This is a genomic window from Zoogloea sp. (genome assembly GCF_028689785.1).
GTDB lineage: Bacteria > Pseudomonadota > Gammaproteobacteria > Burkholderiales > Rhodocyclaceae > Zoogloea.
In genome coordinates this window covers 25,617-43,094 of sequence record NZ_JAQVCN010000002.1, presented here as the reverse complement: position 1 = coordinate 43,094, position 17,478 = coordinate 25,617, and the positions used below count along the sequence as shown (strand labels likewise).

The window sequence follows — 17,478 nt, the reverse complement described above, 5'->3', positions numbered from 1 at the left end:
ATACGGTTCGGTCGCGATCAAAAAACCGTACCCAACTGGAACTGGAACTTCTGCGTACGATCCCCTTCTTCCTTCTTGAGTGCCTGACCAAGACTGAACTTGAGCGGGCCCACAGGGGAACTCCAGGAGAACGCCAACCCGGCACTGTAACGCAAATCGGAAGCCCGGACCTTGTCGTCCGCGGCCCACACATAGCCCGCATCCGCAAACAGGGACAGCCGCATGGACTTGTCTTTCTGGGAACCGGGCATGGGGAAATAGTACTCCGCATTACCGACGACACGACGATTGCCCCCCAGGGAACGCACGTAACCGGAGCTATCGGTATAGCGGGGACCAAGGGTGCTCTGTTCATAGCCCCGCACGGAGCCGATGCCGCCCGCGTAAAAATTCTTGTAGAACGGCAGCTCCTTGCCATCGTAGCCATGGGCATAGCCCACGTCACCATTGAGCATCAGCGCATAACCGCCGCCAAACGGAATCCAGTACTGGTGCTGGTAGTTGGCGCGGATGTAACGCATGTCGAGGACTGGCGTGGCAACCTCCACCGACGCACGCTGATAGACACCAGAAGTCGGATACAGGAAGCTGTCCCGGCGATCCCGGGCCCAACCGGCCGTTGCGAGCAGGCTTCGTGCCGTATCACCAAAGGTGTTCACGAAATTCACGTACGGCGCCGGACTGGAGTCGTAGACCTTGATGGTGGTCTGATCAATGGCCAGACCGAAATTGATCCGATCATCCTCGGCAATCGGGTAACCAAAGCGGACGCCGGCACCAATCGAGGAGCTCTTGTAGGTAGCCACCGACAGGGAGGTCGGATCGACGTTGCGCTGGTAGATATCCCAACCCACGCTGACGCCATCGATGGTCCAGTAGGGATTGGTGAAGGACAGGGCAACCGTCTTGTTGATCTTGCCGGTATTCACCTGCAGGGTCATGGCGTTGCCGGTGCCGAACAGGTTTTGCTGGGAGATCGACGCCGACAGGATGATCTTTTCCGAACTGGAGAAACCCGCACCGAGCATCAGATTGCCGGTAGCGCGCTCCTTGACGGTGAAGTTGGCATCAACCTGATCGGTGGAGCCGGTGACCGCCGGTGTCTCGATACTCACTTCATCGAAGTAGCCCAGGCGATCGAGACGGACCTTGGAGCGATTGAGGGCCGCGCCGTCGTACCAGGCGCCTTCCATCTGGCGCATCTCGCGACGGATCACCTCGTCACGGGTGCGGACATTGCCGGCGAAATTGATCTTGCGCACATAAACGCGACGGCCCGGGTCAACAAAGAAGGTGAAGGCCACTTCACGCTTGGCTTTGTCCACTTCGGGCGCTGCGTTGACGTTGGCAAAGGCATAGCCGGCGTTACCCAGACGATCACTGATGGCCTTGGTGGTGGCCGTGACGCTGTCACGCACGAAGGTCTCACCAGCCTTGAGTTTGATGAGCGCCTGAAGCTCGGCCTCGGGAACCACCATGGTACCGGCCAGTTTGACGTCGGAGACCGTGTACTTTTCACCCTCGGAGATGCTCAGGGTGATGTAGATATCCTTCTTGTCCGGTGTGATGGACACCTGTGTGGAATCGATACTGAAGTCCAGGTAGCCCCGGTTCAGGTAATGGGAGCGGAGCGCCTCGATGTCGCCAGAAAGCTTCTGTTTCGAATACTGATCGCTCTTCGAATACCAGGTCATCCACCCCGGAGTGGTCAGGGAGAAGAGCTCCAGCAGCTCCTTTTCCTTGAACACCTTATTGCCGATGATACTGATCTGGCGGATGCGCGCTGCCTCACCTTCAACCACATTGAAGTTCACACCGACCCGATTGCGTTCGAGGGGCGTCACTGTCGTGGTGATCTGCACGCCGTACAGACCCTTCGAAAGGTACTGGCGCTTGAGCTCTTGCTCGGCACGCTCAAGCACGGCTCGGTCGAAGATGCGGGATTCAGCCAGGCCGACTTCCTTGAGGCCCTTCTTCAGCGCCTCCTTGTCGAACTCCTTGATGCCGACAAAATCGACCTGGGAGATGGCCGGACGCTCATCGAGGACAACGACGATCACGTCCTTGTCCACCTCGATCCGGACATCCTTGAAGAAACCGGTGGCAAACAGGGCCTTGATCGCCTGGGAGGCCTTGTCGTCGGAAAACTGCTCGCCGACCTTGACGGGCAGGTAACTGAATACCGTTCCGGCCTCGGTACGCTGGATACCTTCGATACGAATGTCTTTGACGACGAATGGCTCAAAGGCCAATGCGGGTGAGGCAGCGAAAAGCGCGGCGATCACCCCAGGAAGAAGCAGAAGCTTGGATTTCATCCGATTTCAGCTAGCAACAAGGCGGTTGATGTCGTTGTAGAAGGCGAAAGCCATTAGCGCTGCCAGCAGGGCCATGCCGATCTGCTGGCCGATTTCCATAACCCGCTCGGAAACCGGGCCGCCCTTGATGATCTCGATCACATAATACAGCAAGTGCCCCCCATCAAGCACCGGCACCGGGAGCAGGTTGAGGACCCCCAGACTGATGCTGATAAGCGCCAGGAACTTGATGTAATGGGAAAAGCCCATGCGTGCGGACTGCCCAGCAAAGTCTGCGATTGTCACCGGGCCACTGAGATTCTTCACCGAAACCTCGCCGACAATCATGCGCCCCATGACCGACAGACTGAGGGCCGCCGTATCCCAGGTCTGACGCAAGCCCTTGCCGAGCGCATCCAGGGTGTCGTAGCGGACTGTCACGAACATCATGTCGCGCCGCCCCTCGGCGTCGGCCACGCCAACCCCGATGCGCCCGATCGGGCGACCGTTCTCCTCCACCGAAGCCGGAACAAGGCGGGTCACGAAGGACTCACCATCTCGCAAAGCTTCCACCTCCAGGGACTGTCCCGGCGCCTCGCGAACCGCCATCACAAGCTCGCTCCAGTCGCTCACGGCCCGCTCGCCAATACGGATGACACGGTCTCCGGCGCGCAGCCCCGCACCCTCTGCAGCCCCGCCCGGGCTGAGCTTGCCCAGCACCGGGGGCAAACTGGGTCGCTGCAGTGTCAGGCCAACCTGGGTAGCGATGTCCTGCTTGTCCTGATCGACCGTCGCCATGCTGAGGTCCAGCTTTCGGAAAGCGATCTCCCGGGCATCGTTGATCGTCTCGACCACCACGACCCGCCTATCCAGGGCATCATTGATCAGCGCCCAACGAAACTCCTGCCAGGTCTGCACAGACCGACCGTCAACACTGCGGACCACATCACCATCAACAAAACCCGCCTTCTCGGCCACACTGGCGGCAACCGGCACACCAAGACGCGGTCGCAGCTCCTCCACACCTCCGGCATACAACCCCCAGTACAAGACGATGGCCAGGGCGAAATTGGCTAACGGCCCGGCTGCCACAATGGCAATCCTCCGCCACACGCTTTGCCGATTGAAGGCCCGGTGCTGCTCATGGGCCGGCACCGGGGCTTCGCGCTCGTCCAGCATTTTCACGTAGCCCCCCAGTGGAAAGGCCGACAGCACCCACTCCGTCTGATCCGAGCCAAGCCGGCGCGTCAGCAGCGGCTTGCCGAATCCCAGCGAAAACCGCAGCACCTTCACGCCACACAGACGCGCCACGCTGTAGTGACCAAACTCGTGCACAACGATCAATATCCCGAGTGCAAGCAGAAAGGGCAGGACGTAATCAAGCAGACCCATGCCGCTCACCTGACCAACCCCCGCACCAGACCAGCGGCAATTTCCCGCGCCTGGCGGTCCGCCTCGAAAACGACATCGAGAGAATCTGCCTTGCGCGGCACAAACGCATCCAGCGTAGCCGCAATGACTCCAGCGATGCGATCGAAGCGTAGGCCGCCCTCCAGAAAACTGGCCACCGCGACCTCATTGGCCGCATTGAGCACAGCCGGTGCAACACCACCCTCCTCCAGAACCCTGTACGCCAGGGCCAGGCAGGGGAATCGCTGCAGGTCGGGGCGTTCGAAATCAAGCCTGGCGATCTCGAACAGATCCAGGGGACGCACCCCCGCATCCACCCGCTGCGGATAGGCCATGGCATGGGCGATGGGGGTCCGCATGTCGGGGTTGCCCAACTGGGCAAGCACCGATCCATCAGCATACGAGACCATCGAATGAATCACGCTCTGCGGGTGAATCACCACCTCAATACTCCCTGCCGGCAAGCCAAACAGCCAGTGCGCCTCAATGACCTCAAGCCCCTTGTTCATCATGGTGGCGGAATCCACGGAAATCTTCCGCCCAATCACCCAGTTGGGGTGGGCGCAAGCCATCTCGGGTGTCACCGCAGCCAGCTCCTCCACGGGCTTGCACCGAAATGGACCACCGGAGGCCGTCAGCAGGATGCGATTGACACCGCTACCGTGGAGGCCACGCTCGAACCCGGCCGGCAGGGCCTGAAAGATGGCGTTGTGCTCACTGTCGATAGGCAACAGGAGCGCGCCAGCCGCGGCAACCTCCTGCATGAAGAGCGCGCCGGACATTACCAGCGCCTCCTTATTGGCGAGCAGGATGCGCTTGCCGGCCCTGGCAGCCGCAAGAGCCGGTACGAGCCCAGCAGCCCCAACGATGGCCGCCATCACCATGTCGACTTCCGGCGCCGAAGACACCTCCGCCAGCGCAGAGGCCCCCGCAAGCACCTCGGTGCAGCAGCCCGCGGCATCAAGCCTGGACTGCAGGGCAGCAGCATCCTCGGCCCTGTCGAGAACCGCATAGGCCGGACGATGGGCCAAACACTGCTCGAAAAGCTTGTCCACCTGCCGATGGGCGGTGAGGGCAAACACACCGAAAAGATCCGGATGACGCGCCACCACGTCCAGGGTACTGACACCGATCGAGCCCGTGGCGCCGAGCACCGTTACACGTTTCCTGCCTTGGTTCATGACTTCAAAGCGCCATCCAGAGCGTCACCAGGCCGGCTATCGGCAGGGTCGACGTAAGACTGTCGATACGATCAAGCACACCGCCGTGCCCCGGCAGCAGACTGCCACTATCCTTGACTCCTGCCTGCCGCTTGATCAATGACTCGAAGAGATCACCGATGATGCTCACCGCAGTGAACACAATCAGCGCCGGCACCGCAAGAATATAAGAACCGGCCGTCACGCCATGCCCCAGGCTGTTCAGACAGATGAGACCAAAGATCACCACCCCGGCCACGGCTCCGTAGGCGCCTTCCCAACTCTTGCCGGGACTGATGGATGGGGCCAGCTTGCGACGGCCGAAAGCACGACCGGTGAAATAGGCGGCGATGTCAGCGACCCACACAGCCGCCATGACCCCCAGCAGCAGCCACGGACTCAGCAGCCGGAGATGAGCGATGGCCAGACTGGGCGGCAGCAACAGCACTAAACCGACCAGCGCAGCAGCCCCCTGCCCCGGTAACTGCCAGCGGGAACGCAACCAGAACGGCACGCACAGAACCCAGAACAGGGCACTGACCGCATACACCGGCACCAGACCAAACGGGGCAACCGTAAGCTCGGTATGCAAACCGGCGACTGCGCCGGCAGCAACGCACAGCCCCCCGAGGATCAGCGCATAGACATGCCTTGCCACACGACCGAAACCGAGCATGGTTGCCCATTCAGACGCTGCAATGCCGCAGATGAGGGATGCAAACAGGAGCCAGCCTGCGGCGGGCAGGAGAAACAGTGCGGCGAGAAGACCTGCGAGCAGGACAAGCGCGGTGATAACCCGCGCCTTAAGCATGATCGGACGCGGTATCGGGCTTGTCGGAGACGACCTGTTCGCTGGTCCGTCCAAAGCGACGCTCGCGCCCCTGGTAAGAGGAGATCGCTTCATCCAGAGCGGCCTCACCAAACTCGGGCCACAGCTTGTCGGTGAAATACAGCTCGGAATAGGCAAGCTGCCAGAGCATGAAGTTGCTGATGCGCTGCTCTCCCCCCGTTCGGATGAACAGATCAGGCTCGGGGCTGAAACTGAGCGCCAGGTGCGGGGCCAGATCCTCCTCGGAATACGGCCGGCTGACCGCCTCCCCGGAGGCAGCGATCATCTTCTCCACCGCCTGCATGATGTCCCACCGGCCACCATAGTTGGCGCAGATGGTGAGATTCATCTTGCCATTGTCGGCAGTCAGCGCCTCACCATCGCGGATCAGCGAAACCAGTCCATCATCAAACGGGGTCAAGTCGCCGACAACACGCAGACGGATCTCATTGCGATGGATGCGCTCGATTTCGGCCTTCAGGGACTTCACGAACAACTGCATCAAGAAAGACACTTCGTCTTTCGGACGGCGCCAATTCTCGGAACTGAAGGCAAATACCGTCAGATACTCGACACCACGATCCAGGCAGCTCCGGATCACCTCACGGAGAGAATCGACCCCCTTCGCGTGCCCGGCAACCCGGGGCATCAGTCTCTTGCGCGCCCAGCGCCCATTGCCGTCCATGATGATCGCGATGTGCCGCGGAACCGCTGCAGCTTCGGGTACGCCCTGCGTGGAGCTGAGAAACGGCAATCGCACCATATCGTATCCGCCTGGAAGAAAAGAAACCGGAAAAGCAGCAACCGACCTTGCGGTCAGATCTGCATCAGCTCTTGTTCTTTCTGGACGAGAAGCTTGTCGATCTCGACAATCGCCTTGTCAGTCAGCTTCTGGACATCATCCTGGGCACGACGCTCGTCGTCTTCGGAAATCGTCTTGGCCTTGAGGGCATCCTTGAGCGCGCCATTGGCATCGCGTCGCAAATTGCGCACTGCAACCTTGGCGCCTTCGCCCTCGTGCTTGACCACCTTGATGAGCTCCTTGCGGCGCTCTTCGGTCAGAGCAGGCATAGGCACACGAATGATCTCGCCCTGCGCAGCCGGGTTCAGACCCAGATCGGAATCACGGATCGCCTTCTCGACCTTGCCGACCATGGGCTTCTCCCACGGCTGGACACCGATGGTGCGCGCATCAATCAGGGTAATGTTGGCAACCTGACTGATGGGCACCGGACTACCGTAATAATCGACCATCACGTGATCGAGAATGCCCACATGGGCACGGCCTGTGCGCACCTTGGCGAGATCCTGCTTGAGGGCCTCGATGGAGCGCTGCATCTTGTGTTCGGTTGTTTTCTTGAGCTCGGGAATCATTGCTTCATCCTCAGCAGTAAACCAGCGTGCCTTCGTCTTCGCCCATCACCACCCGCTTCAGCGCCCCACTCTTGAAGAGGCTGAATACATTGATGGGAAGGCGCTGGTCACGGCACAGCGCAAAGGCCGTCGCATCCATAACCGCAAGATTTCGCGAGATTGCCTCGTCAAAGGAAATTTTGTGGAAACGGGTTGCAGACGGATCCTTCTTGGGATCAGCCGTGTAGATGCCATCCACCTTGGTCGCCTTCAGGACGATGTCCGCACCGATCTCCGAGCCACGAAGGGCCGCAGCGGTATCAGTGGTAAAGAAGGGATTGCCAGTGCCAGCACCAAAAATGACGACACGCCCCTCTTCGAGGTAACGAATCGCCTTGCCACGGATATAAGGCTCGACCACCTGGTCGATGCGCAGGGCCGACTGGACCCGCGCATTAACCCCCGCAGCCCGGAACGCATCTGCAAGGGCCATGGCGTTCATCACGGTGGCCAGCATCCCCATGTAGTCGGCGGTGGCGCGATCCATGCCGGACGCGGCCCCCGCCATTCCACGGAAGATGTTCCCGCCGCCAATCACAACCCCGACCTCAACGCCGATGCGGGTCACATCGACCACATCGGTGACGATTCCGGCAACCACCTCGCGGTTGATACCGTAGGCGTCGTCACCCATCAGGGCTTCGCCGGAGAGTTTGAGGAGAATGCGTTTATAGGCGGGCTGACTCATCGTTTCGCGAACCTCTTACTTCTGAGCTGCAGCAGCAGCCTGAGCGGCCACTTCAGCGGCGAAGTCCGTCACCTTCTTCTCGATGCCCTCACCGACAATAAAGAGGGTGAAGCCGGCCACGGAAGCGTTCTTGGCCTTCAGCAGCTGGCTGATGGTCTGCTTGCCATCCTCAGCCTTGACGAAGACCTGATCCAGCAGGGTCACGTCCTTCAGGAACTTCTGCACGGTGCCTTCAGCGATCTTCTCAAGCATGGCTTCCGGCTTGCCGGCTTCACGGGCCTTCTCGATCGCAACGCGACGCTCGACGTCCAGCAGCTCGGCCGGAACACCGGAAGCATCCAGGGACTTCGGCTTGGAAGCAGCGATATGCATGGCCAGATCCTTGGCCAGAGCTTCGTCACCACCCACCAGATCGACCAGCACGCCGATCTTGGAACCACCGTGGATGTAGTTAGCCACAGCACCCTTCGCTTCCACACGCACAAAACGGCGGATGGACATGTTCTCACCGATCTTGCCGACCAGCGCCTTACGGACTTCTTCAACGGTCTGGCCGTTCAGCTCCAGAGCGGAGAGCGCCTCCACATCAGCCGGATTCTTGGTCGCGACCAACTCGGCGACGTTCTTGACCAGAGCCAGGAAATCGTCATTCTTTGCCACGAAGTCGGTTTCACAGTTAACTTCAACCATCGCGCCGAGCTTGGCGTCGCCGGAGATATAGACGCCAACGATGCCTTCTGCGGTCACGCGGGCAGCAGCCTTCGAGGCCTTGTTGCCCAGCTTGACGCGCAGGATTTCCTCAGCCTTGGCCATGTCACCAGCGGCTTCAGACAGGGCCTTCTTGCATTCCATCATGGGTGCGTCGGTCTTCTCGCGCAGCTCCTTGACCATGCTTGCGGTAATTTCCGCCATGCTTGCTCCTAAGTATGTCTATTGGATCGAATTGGGTAAGGCTCAGGCCTGCTCTTCGGCGCTGTCTTCCACTTCCACGAACTCGTCGGAACCAGCCGCAACGATTTCCTGGATGACCTGGTTCTTGCCTTCCAGCACGGCATCAGCCACGCCACGGGCGTACAGGCGGATCGCGCGGGAAGAGTCATCATTACCCGGGATCACGAAGTCCACGCCTTCAGGGGTGTGGTTGGTATCAACGACAGCCACAACCGGGATACCCAGCTTGTTGGCTTCGGTGATGGCAATCTTGTGGTAGCCCACGTCGATCACGAACAGGGCATCCGGCAGGCCGCCCAGATCCTTGATGCCGCCGAGGCTCTTTTGCAGCTTCTCGAGCTCGCGGGAGGCCATCAGGGCTTCTTTCTTGGACAGACGCTCGATGGAGCCGTCTTCGACCATGGCTTCCATTTCCTTCAGGCGCTTGATGGAAACCTTGACGGTCTTGAAGTTGGTGAGCATACCGCCCAGCCAACGCTCATCAACGTAGGGCATGCCGGCGCGACGGGCTTCTTCAGCCACGATTTCGCGAGCCTGACGCTTGGTGCCAACGAGGAGGATGGTGCCGCGATTGGCAGCCAGCTTGCGCACGAAATCCATTGCCTCGTTGTACTTGACGAGGGTCTTCTCGAGGTTGACGATATGGATCTTGTTGCGCTGACCGAAGATAAAGGGAGCCATCTTCGGGTTCCAGAAACGGGTTTGGTGACCAAAGTGGACGCCCGCTTCGAGCATTTGACGCATGGTTACAGACATTTTGTACTCCAATACAGAGGTTTGACCGCCGCCCAGCCTGCCTGGCCCGCCCATGCGGAGCCACGCCTTGCCGAAAGCCATCCTTGCGGACAACTCACCAGACCTCAATGGGCCGGACGTGTGAATTTTGCCCGGCACATGCCAGACAAGCCGCCGATTGTAGCAGCAACACCTTACTTCCCTCAAGGCCGGCTCTCCGCCTTGCGCTCCCGCTGGATTGCCCGCATGCGTCGCATGCGCTAGCCTAATGCGCTCGAAACCCCACAAAAGATCAGAACGTCATGAGCGTCACCATAAAAACGCCAGAAGAAATCGAAAAGATGCGCATTGCGGGCCGCCTTGGCTCTGAAGTGCTGGACTACATCACCCCCTTCGTCAAGCCCGGGGTCACTACGGATGAGCTGAACAAGCTGTGCCATGACTATATGGTTGAGATTCAAGGCTGCATCCCGGCCCCTCTCAACTACTGCCCTCCGGGCTACAAGCCCTACCCCAAGTCGATCTGCACATCGATCAACCACCAGGTCTGTCACGGCGTCCCAAGCGAAAAGGTCCTTAAGAAAGGCGACATCGTCAATCTGGACATCACCGTGATCAAGGACGGCTACCACGGCGACACCAGCCGGATGTTCCTGGTCGGCGGCGACAACAACTGCAGCATCCTCGCCCGGCGCCTGTGCCAGATCACCTATGAGTGCCTGTGGCTCGGCATCGCCCAGGTGCGCCCCGGCGCCCACCTCGGCGACATCGGCCACGCCATCCAGAAGCATGCGGAAGGCAACGGCTTCTCGGTGGTGCGGGAGTTCTGCGGCCACGGCATCGGCGCCAACTTCCATGAAGACCCGCAGGTCCTGCATTACGGCAAGCCAGGCACCGGCATCGAACTCAAGCCGGGCATGATTTTCACCATTGAGCCGATGATCAACGCCGGCAAGGCCGCCATCTCGGAACTCCCCGACGGCTGGACCATCGTCACCCGCGACCGCAGCTTGTCTGCCCAGTGGGAGCACATGATCCTCGTTACCGAAACCGGCGTTGAAGTGCTGACCCTGTCAGCCGCATCCCCGGCGCGTCCGGATATCGTTGCCAACCTCCTGCCCTGAGATCGCCCCTCCGCCTGAAGATGCCCGAATCCGCGCCCATCCTTTCGCCCGACACCGCTCGCGAACTCATCACCCGGTACAAGAGCCGCCTCAAGGCGGGCGGCGAAGCGCTGAGGGCAGCCTACGAGGCGCGCCCGCTAACCGATCCGATCCTCAAAGGCCGCTCCCACCTGGTGGATGAGGTTCTCATCAACCTGTGGAGAGATTTCGGGCTCCCCGCCTCTGCCACACTGGTGGCGGTTGGCGGCTATGGGCGTGAGGAGCTCTTCCCCTGTTCGGACGTGGATCTGCTGTTCCTGCTTGAAGACGAACCCGATGCCGACCTGGAGGAGCGCCTGACCCAGATGATCGGCCTTATCTGGGATATCGGCCTTGACATCGGGCACAGCGTACGCACCATCGAGGCCTGCCTCGAAGAGGCCACTCTTGACGTGACGGTGATGACCAACCTGCTGGAGGCCCGCCGCATCCACGGCAACCCGCAGCTCTATGCCCGTTTCGACACCAGCCTGCGCGGTATTCTCAACGCCGGGCAGTTCTTCAAGGCCAAGCGGCTTGAGCAGGAGCAACGCTACACCCGCCACAACGAAACCCCCTACTCCCTGGAGCCCAATTGCAAGGAAAGCCCTGGCGGGCTGCGGGACCTCCAGATCATTGGCTGGATCAGCCGCTCGGCAGGCATCGGCACCCACTGGCGCGACCTGGCCCGGCACGGCCTGATCACCGACGAGGAAGCCACCGAACTGCGCGAACTGGAGCGCTTTCTGCAGCACGTGCGCATCCGACTGCACCATCTGACCGGACGCCGCGAGGACCGCCTGCTGTTCGATCACCAGGAGAAGCTTGCCCGGCGCTTCGGCTACGATGCCACCGAAGCCCGACGCGCCTCCGAAGTATTCATGCAGGAGTACTACCGGACCGCCAAGAAGGTCACCCAGCTCAACACCATTCTGCTGCTCAACTTCGGGGTGGAGTTCTTTCCCAACCGCTATCCGGCAGCCATCAACATCAACGAACGCTTCCAGTGCGTACGCGAACTGCTTGACGTACGTGACGAGGGCGTCTTTGACCGCCACCCCAGCGCCCTGCTCGAGTGCTTCCTTCTGCTGGAGCAACGCTCCGAACTGAAGGGCATGACCGCCCGCACGCTCCGCGCCCTGTGGCGCGGCCGCAAGCTGATCAACGCCGAGTTTCGGCAGAATCCAGCCAATCGCGCCCTATTTCTGCGCCTGCTACAACAGAAACGCGGTGTAGTGCACGAAATGCGGCGCATGAACCAGTACGGCATCCTGAGCTTCTACTTGCCGGCCTGGCGGCGCATCGTTGGCCAGATGCAGCACGACCTCTTCCACGTCTACACGGTGGATCAGCACATCCTGCAGGTCTTGCGCAACGTGCGCCGCTTCATGGTGGCCGAACACGCCCATGAATATCCTCTGCTAACGCGCCTGAGCACCGGCTTCGAGAAGCCCTGGCTGATCTACATCGCTGCACTCTTCCATGACATCGCCAAGGGCCGAGGTGGCGACCACTCGAAACTGGGCATGAAGGACGCACGGGATTTCTGCGAATCCCATGGCCTCGAAGAAAACGATACCCTTCTGGTGGAGTGGCTGGTCCAGCACCACCTGTCCATGTCCAACGTAGCCCAAAAGCAGGATCTGTCCGACCTGGATGTGATCCGCCGCTTTGCCGACCTGGTTGGCAACGAACGCCGCCTCAACGCCCTGTACATCCTCACCCACGCGGACATTCGTGGCACTAGCCCCAAGGTCTGGAATGGCTGGAAGGGCAAGCTGCTGGAAGACCTGTTCTTTGCGGCCCAGCGTCTGCTGCGCGGAGCGACGCCCCAGCAGGCCCTCGGCACGCCCATCCGCCAGGACGACGCCCGCAACCTGCTGCGCTACTACGGGCTGCGCCCAGGCACCGAGGACGCCCTGTGGGATCAGCTGGATACGGTGTATTTCCTGCGTCACGACCCCGAAGAAATCGCCTGGCATGCCCGCATGCTCTATTACCGGGTGGAGACCGACGAACCTGTGATCAAGGCGCGCCTGAGCCATGTGGGCGAAGGCCTGCAGGTGATGGTTTACATGAAGGATCAGGGCGACCTTTTCATGCGTCTGTGCGGCTTCTTCAGCCGACTGGGCTTCTCCATCGCCGACGCCAAGATCCACACCACCCGCCACGGCTACGCGCTGGACAGCTTCGTGCTCCTCGATCCAGGCCAGGAAGTCCATTACCGGGATCTGATCACCCTGCTTGAGCACGGCCTCACCGAGCGGCTGGCCACCCACGCCGCCATCGATCGTCCATCCAGCGGGCGCATCTCCCGAGAGGTCAAGCACTTCCCCATCACCCCGGAGATCAGCATCCGCCCTGACGAACGCGGCCAGCACCACATCATGTCCGTAACCGCTGCAGACCGCCCAGGCCTGCTCTTTGGCGTAGCGGAAACGCTGGTTGCCTACGGCATCAACCTGCATACCGCCAAGATCGCCACCCTCGGTGAACGCGTGGAAGATACTTTCCTGATCAGCGGGCCCGGGCTTTCCCAGGACGCGCAGGTTCTGAAGATCGAGTCCGACCTGCTGGAAAAACTGGCCGTCTGAAGCCCTTCCAGGGCTGCCGCCGACACTCAGTCGTCGGCAGCCACCGCCCCGTCCGGAAAGAGCACATCGGTGTAGCCGAAACGAGAGAAATCCCGCACGCGCATGGGGTAGAGAACGCCATCCAGATGGTCGCACTCATGCTGCACCACGCGGGCATGAAAGCCCGTGGCAAGGCGATCAATCAACTGACCACGCTCATCGAAGCCGGTATAGCGCAAGGACGTCCAGCGCGGCACCCAGCCACGCAGCCCGGGCACCGAGAGACACCCCTCCCAGCCCCCTTCCTCCTCCTCGCTCTGCGGCATCAACTCCGGGTTGATCAATACCGTGTCCGGCACCGATGACGCATCCGGATAACGGGGGCTCGCCCCCCCACCAAAGATCACCACGCGCAGATCAACACCGATCTGCGGCGCCGCCAATCCCGCTCCGTTGAGGTGCGCCATGGTATCGCGCATATCCTGGATCAGCGCCGCCAGCTCCGGCGTATCAAAGGCCTGCACAGGTGCCGCACGCCGAAGCAGGCGTACATCCCCCATACGCAAGACGGCGCGGATCATGCCTCGCAGATGTGGTCGAGCACATGACGCACCCGCCCCATCGCCTCCCGAAGCACCGTGTCGATGCTATCAAAGCAGATCCCGGACGCACTGCCTGCACGCCCGGCCGCAAAATTCGCAATCACATTGATCGCAGCATACGGAATGCCCAGTTCCCGTGCCAACGCGGCCTCTGGCATACCGGTCATGCCCACTACATCACAGCCGTCCCGCTCCAGGCGATTGATTTCCGCCGCCGTCTCAAGCCGAGGGCCCTGGGTCGCCCCGTAGACAGCGCCATCAGCCACCTTTTCACCAGCCGCGGCTGCCGCCGCGAGAATCCGTTGCCGCAAGGCAAGATCATAGGGCTCAGTGAAATCGATATGCACCACCGCTTCATCGAAGTTCTCGTGAAAGGTGCTCTTGCGGCCCCAGGTGTAATCGATGATCTGATTCGGCACGACCAGCGAACCTGGGCACAGATCGGCGCGAATGCCACCCACCGACGCCACGGAAATGATGGCATCCACTTTGGCCTGATGCAGGGCCCACAGGTTCGCCTGGTAGTTCACCCGGTGGGGGGGAATCGTATGGCCGTAACCATGTCGAGCCAGAAAAACCACCGGCTTGTGGCACAAGCGCCCAAAGGTGAGCGCACCCGAGGGCTCACCGTAGGGCGTCCGCACCACCTCCCGACGGATCAAGTCAAGGGATGCAAGCTGGGTAAGGCCGCTACCGCCGATAATTGCCAGCATCTCCGGCTCCTCCTCTAAAACGTGTCAGGTGCGAATCTTAGCACGGGGGCCAACACGACCCGCCCATGCTGCGATGCGCAAAGACGTGCTAAAATTTTGGGTTTACAAGCACTTCCGGTATCCAACCCCATGTCCCGCGCCATTCGAAACATTGCCATCATCGCTCACGTTGACCACGGCAAGACCACCCTCGTCGACCAGCTCCTGCGCCAGTCCGGCACCTTCCGTGAAAACCAGCAGGTCACCGAGCGGGTGATGGACAGCAACGACATCGAAAAGGAACGGGGCATCACGATCCTCTCGAAGAACTGTGCCATCCAGTACGGCGACACCCACATCAACATCGTCGACACACCGGGCCACGCGGACTTCGGCGGCGAAGTCGAGCGGGTACTGTCCATGGTCGACAGCGTGCTGCTGCTGGTGGATTCCGTCGAAGGCCCCATGCCCCAGACCCGCTTCGTGACCCGCAAAGCCCTGGCTCTCGGTCTCAAGCCCATCGTCGTGATCAACAAGATCGACCGTCCGGGCGCCCGCCCCGACTGGGTCATCAACCACACCTTCGATCTCTTCGACAAGCTCGGCGCCACCGACGAGCAGCTCGACTTCCCGATCATCTACGCCTCCGGCCTCAATGGCTTCGCGATGGAGAACCTGGAAGACGAACGCAAGGACATGCGCCCCCTTTTCGAGGCCATCCTCAAGCACGTACCGGCCCCGGAAGTGGACGCTGAAGGCCCGCTGCAGATGCAGGTCTGCTCCCTCGACTACTCCACCTACATGGGTCAGATCGGCATCGGCCGCATCAAGCGCGGCCGTATCAAGCCCAACCAGGAAGTCGTCGTGATGTACGGCGACGAAAACCGAGGCAAAGGCAAAGTCAGCCAGATCCTGACCTTCAAGGGCCTGGAACGCTCCCCTGCCGAATTCGCAGAAGCCGGCGACATCGTGCTGGTGGCCGGCATTCAGCAAGTCAACATTGGCGTGACCCTGTGCGATCCCGAATGTCTAGACGGCATGACCCCGATCGCCGTGGATGAACCCACCCTGACCATGAACTTCATGGTCAACAGCTCCCCGCTGGCCGGCCGTGAAGGCAAGTTCGTGACCAGCCGCCAGATCCGCGAGCGCCTCGAGAAAGAGCTGCTGAAAAACGTCGCCCTGCGCGTCAACTTCACTAGCGACTCCGACACCTTCGAGGTATCCGGCCGTGGTGAACTGCACCTGACCATCCTGCTGGAGAACATGCGTCGGGAAGGCTACGAGATGGCCGTGGGCCGCCCCCGCGTGGTGTTCAAGGACATCGACGGTGTCAAGTGCGAGCCTTACGAAATGCTCACCGTCGACGTCGAGGAAGAACATCAGGGCGGCGTAATGGAAGAGCTCGGCCGCCGCCGTGGCGAACTGCAGGACATGTCGCCGGACGGCAAGGGTCGCGTGCGTCTCGAATACCGCATCCCGGCCCGTGGCCTGATCGGTTTCCAGGGCGAGTTCCTGACCATGACCCGCGGCACCGGTCTGGCCAGCCACGTGTTCGACGACTACAGCCCCATGGCCGGCGCCATGAGCGAGCGTCGCAACGGCGTGTTGATCTCCCAGAACGATGGCGAAGCCGTGGCCTACGCCCTGTGGAACCTGCAAGATCGTGGCCGCATGTTCGTAAGCCCCGGCGATGCGCTGTACGAAGGCATGATCATCGGCATTCACACCCGCGACAACGATCTCGTGGTGAACCCGATCAAGGGCAAGCAGCTCACCAACGTGCGCGCCTCCGGCACCGACGAAGCTGTCCGTCTGATCAACCCGATCCAGCTGACCCTCGAATCCGCCATCGAATTCATCGCCGATGACGAAATCGTCGAGATCACCCCGAAGAACATCCGCCTGCGCAAGCGTTTCCTCAAGGAACACGACCGCAAGCGCGCTGCCCGCGAAGAAGCATAAGCAAGACGGTCATGCCGGGGCAACTCCCCAGCATCGACAACAAAAAGCGCGGCCCTTGAGCCGCGCTTTTTGTTGTCGACTGCGCGCCCTGCGGGGCGCCATCCACTTGATTCAACAACGCGATGCCAGAAACGCGGCGAACTCGGCACCAACCTCCGGATGCTTCAAACCCAGCTCAACGGTGGCCTGCAGATAACCCAGCTTGGACCCGCAGTCATACCGCACACCTCTGAACTGGTAAGCCAGCACGGCCTCCTCCTTTAGCAGCGAGGCAATGGCGTCGGTGAGCTGGAGCTCTCCACCGGCCCCGGGCTTGAGCTGGCGGAGATGCTCGAAAATCCGCCCGGTCAGAATGTAGCGCCCGATCACAGCCTGGGTAGACGGCGCTTCTTCGGGCTTCGGCTTCTCGACAATTCCGCAGACCCGCTGTACCTCGCCACTATCGCGCTCGGTGCTGACAATACCGTACTGGCGGGTCTGCTCGCGGGGAACGTTCATCACGCCCAGCACGGAACAACGATGATAGTTATAAACCTCGGCCATTTGCCGCATCACCGGTGACTCGCCCAAGGAATCCAGCAGATCGTCAGCCAGCAGCACCGCAAAGGGTTCATCCCCCACCACCGGCGCAGCACACAACACCGCGTGCCCCAGGCCAAGCGCCTCGGCCTGGCGAATGTAGATGCAATTGACGTGGGGGGGCACGGTATCACGCACGATTTTCAGGAGCTCCGCCTTTCCGCGCATCTCCAGCTCGGTCTCGAGTTCGTAGGCCTTGTCGAAGTGATCCTCGATGGCCCGCTTGGAGCGCCCGGTGATGAACACCAGATCAGTCATGCCCGCAGCCACCGCTTCCTCGACCGCATACTGGATCAGGGGCTTGTCCACGATGGGCATCATCTCCTTGGGGCTGGCCTTGGTGGCCGGCAGAAAGCGGCTCCCCAGGCCCGCCACGGGAAAGACCGCCTTCGTCACCTTCTTCATC

General features: G+C 61.0%; 15 protein-coding genes. 3 read left to right on the top strand and 12 right to left on the bottom strand.

Features of this window, described 5'->3' with window-relative positions:
• Window positions 1-17: 17 nt before the first annotated feature.
• The 9 genes from bamA to rpsB are packed head-to-tail and all read right to left on the bottom strand — an operon-like array spanning window position 18 to window position 9,540.
• Window positions 18-2,315, bottom strand: coding sequence for an outer membrane protein assembly factor BamA (gene bamA / locus PHI64_RS01365; RefSeq protein ID WP_299877425.1), 2,298 nt, complete (start codon window positions 2,313-2,315; stop codon window positions 18-20).
• A 6-nt stretch (window positions 2,316-2,321) separates the two neighbouring features.
• A complete protein-coding gene (gene rseP, locus PHI64_RS01360) occupies window positions 2,322-3,686 on the bottom strand; it encodes an RIP metalloprotease RseP (protein ID WP_299877422.1) in 1,365 nt (454 codons plus the stop codon).
• 5 nt (window positions 3,687-3,691) lie between these two features.
• Window positions 3,692-4,885, bottom strand: coding sequence for a 1-deoxy-D-xylulose-5-phosphate reductoisomerase (gene ispC / locus PHI64_RS01355; RefSeq protein WP_299877420.1), 1,194 nt, complete (start codon window positions 4,883-4,885; stop codon window positions 3,692-3,694).
• Window positions 4,886-4,889: 4 nt separating this feature from the next.
• A complete protein-coding gene (locus PHI64_RS01350; RefSeq protein WP_299877418.1) occupies window positions 4,890-5,714 on the bottom strand; it encodes a phosphatidate cytidylyltransferase in 825 nt (274 codons plus the stop codon).
• The gene (gene uppS / locus PHI64_RS01345; protein ID WP_299877416.1) at window positions 5,707-6,495 is read right to left on the bottom strand and encodes a polyprenyl diphosphate synthase; all 789 of its coding nucleotides are present in this window, start codon (window positions 6,493-6,495) and stop codon (window positions 5,707-5,709) included. The genes PHI64_RS01350 and uppS overlap by 8 nt, the downstream gene beginning before the upstream one ends.
• Before the next feature lie 53 nt (window positions 6,496-6,548).
• Window positions 6,549-7,106 carry a ribosome recycling factor gene (gene frr, locus PHI64_RS01340; protein WP_299877413.1) on the bottom strand — a complete coding sequence of 186 codons (558 nt, stop codon included), beginning with the start codon at window positions 7,104-7,106 and terminating at the stop codon, window positions 6,549-6,551.
• 10 nt (window positions 7,107-7,116) lie between these two features.
• Complete coding sequence (gene pyrH / locus PHI64_RS01335; protein ID WP_299877411.1) at window positions 7,117-7,833, bottom strand: UMP kinase; 717 nt, start codon at window positions 7,831-7,833, stop codon at window positions 7,117-7,119.
• Between the two features lie 15 nt (window positions 7,834-7,848).
• Window positions 7,849-8,745 carry a translation elongation factor Ts gene (gene tsf, locus PHI64_RS01330; RefSeq protein WP_299877408.1) on the bottom strand — a complete coding sequence of 299 codons (897 nt, stop codon included), beginning with the start codon at window positions 8,743-8,745 and terminating at the stop codon, window positions 7,849-7,851.
• A gap of 42 nt (window positions 8,746-8,787) precedes the next feature.
• Window positions 8,788-9,540, bottom strand: a complete 753-nt coding sequence (gene rpsB / locus PHI64_RS01325; RefSeq protein WP_296571982.1) for a 30S ribosomal protein S2 — start codon at window positions 9,538-9,540, stop codon at window positions 8,788-8,790.
• Window positions 9,541-9,821: 281 nt separating this feature from the next.
• Here rpsB and map point away from each other — a divergent pair, with 281 nt between their 5' ends.
• Complete coding sequence (gene map, locus PHI64_RS01320) at window positions 9,822-10,643, top strand: type I methionyl aminopeptidase (protein ID WP_299877403.1); 822 nt, start codon at window positions 9,822-9,824, stop codon at window positions 10,641-10,643.
• Window positions 10,644-10,663: 20 nt separating this feature from the next.
• Window positions 10,664-13,255 (top strand): [protein-PII] uridylyltransferase, encoded by a 2,592-nt coding sequence (locus PHI64_RS01315; RefSeq protein ID WP_299877401.1) that lies wholly within the window; start codon window positions 10,664-10,666, stop codon window positions 13,253-13,255.
• Window positions 13,256-13,281: 26 nt separating this feature from the next.
• Here the strand turns inward: PHI64_RS01315 and def are convergent, their stop codons facing one another.
• Together def and PHI64_RS01305 are read right to left on the bottom strand one after the other, a co-directional pair.
• Window positions 13,282-13,815 carry a peptide deformylase gene (def, locus tag PHI64_RS01310; protein WP_299877398.1) on the bottom strand — a complete coding sequence of 178 codons (534 nt, stop codon included), beginning with the start codon at window positions 13,813-13,815 and terminating at the stop codon, window positions 13,282-13,284.
• Window positions 13,812-14,549, bottom strand: a complete 738-nt coding sequence (locus tag PHI64_RS01305) for an S-methyl-5'-thioinosine phosphorylase (RefSeq protein WP_299877396.1) — start codon at window positions 14,547-14,549, stop codon at window positions 13,812-13,814. The genes def and PHI64_RS01305 overlap by 4 nt, the downstream gene beginning before the upstream one ends.
• A gap of 129 nt (window positions 14,550-14,678) precedes the next feature.
• Between PHI64_RS01305 and typA the strand changes: the two genes are divergently transcribed.
• Window positions 14,679-16,493 carry a translational GTPase TypA gene (typA, locus tag PHI64_RS01300; RefSeq protein ID WP_299877393.1) on the top strand — a complete coding sequence of 605 codons (1,815 nt, stop codon included), beginning with the start codon at window positions 14,679-14,681 and terminating at the stop codon, window positions 16,491-16,493.
• Between the two features lie 111 nt (window positions 16,494-16,604).
• Here typA and galU read toward each other — a convergent pair whose 3' ends face one another.
• Window positions 16,605-17,477, bottom strand: a complete 873-nt coding sequence (gene galU / locus PHI64_RS01295) for a UTP--glucose-1-phosphate uridylyltransferase GalU (RefSeq protein WP_299877391.1) — start codon at window positions 17,475-17,477, stop codon at window positions 16,605-16,607.
• Between the last annotated feature and the right edge of the window lies 1 nt (window position 17,478).

Coding starts and splice junctions, on each gene's coding strand:
- bamA (WP_299877425.1), bottom strand. CDS start 2,315: ATGAAATCCAAGCTTCTGCTTCTTCCTGGGGTGATCGCCGCGCTTTTC.
- rseP (WP_299877422.1), bottom strand. CDS start 3,686: ATGGGTCTGCTTGATTACGTCCTGCCCTTTCTGCTTGCACTCGGGATA.
- ispC (WP_299877420.1), bottom strand. CDS start 4,885: ATGAACCAAGGCAGGAAACGTGTAACGGTGCTCGGCGCCACGGGCTCG.
- PHI64_RS01350 (WP_299877418.1), bottom strand. CDS start 5,714: ATGCTTAAGGCGCGGGTTATCACCGCGCTTGTCCTGCTCGCAGGTCTT.
- uppS (WP_299877416.1), bottom strand. CDS start 6,495: ATGGTGCGATTGCCGTTTCTCAGCTCCACGCAGGGCGTACCCGAAGCT.
- frr (WP_299877413.1), bottom strand. CDS start 7,106: ATGATTCCCGAGCTCAAGAAAACAACCGAACACAAGATGCAGCGCTCC.
- pyrH (WP_299877411.1), bottom strand. CDS start 7,833: ATGAGTCAGCCCGCCTATAAACGCATTCTCCTCAAACTCTCCGGCGAA.
- tsf (WP_299877408.1), bottom strand. CDS start 8,745: ATGGCGGAAATTACCGCAAGCATGGTCAAGGAGCTGCGCGAGAAGACC.
- rpsB (WP_296571982.1), bottom strand. CDS start 9,540: ATGTCTGTAACCATGCGTCAAATGCTCGAAGCGGGCGTCCACTTTGGT.
- map (WP_299877403.1), top strand. CDS start 9,822: ATGAGCGTCACCATAAAAACGCCAGAAGAAATCGAAAAGATGCGCATT.
- PHI64_RS01315 (WP_299877401.1), top strand. CDS start 10,664: ATGCCCGAATCCGCGCCCATCCTTTCGCCCGACACCGCTCGCGAACTC.
- def (WP_299877398.1), bottom strand. CDS start 13,815: ATGATCCGCGCCGTCTTGCGTATGGGGGATGTACGCCTGCTTCGGCGT.
- PHI64_RS01305 (WP_299877396.1), bottom strand. CDS start 14,549: ATGCTGGCAATTATCGGCGGTAGCGGCCTTACCCAGCTTGCATCCCTT.
- typA (WP_299877393.1), top strand. CDS start 14,679: ATGTCCCGCGCCATTCGAAACATTGCCATCATCGCTCACGTTGACCAC.
- galU (WP_299877391.1), bottom strand. CDS start 17,477: ATGAAGAAGGTGACGAAGGCGGTCTTTCCCGTGGCGGGCCTGGGGAGC.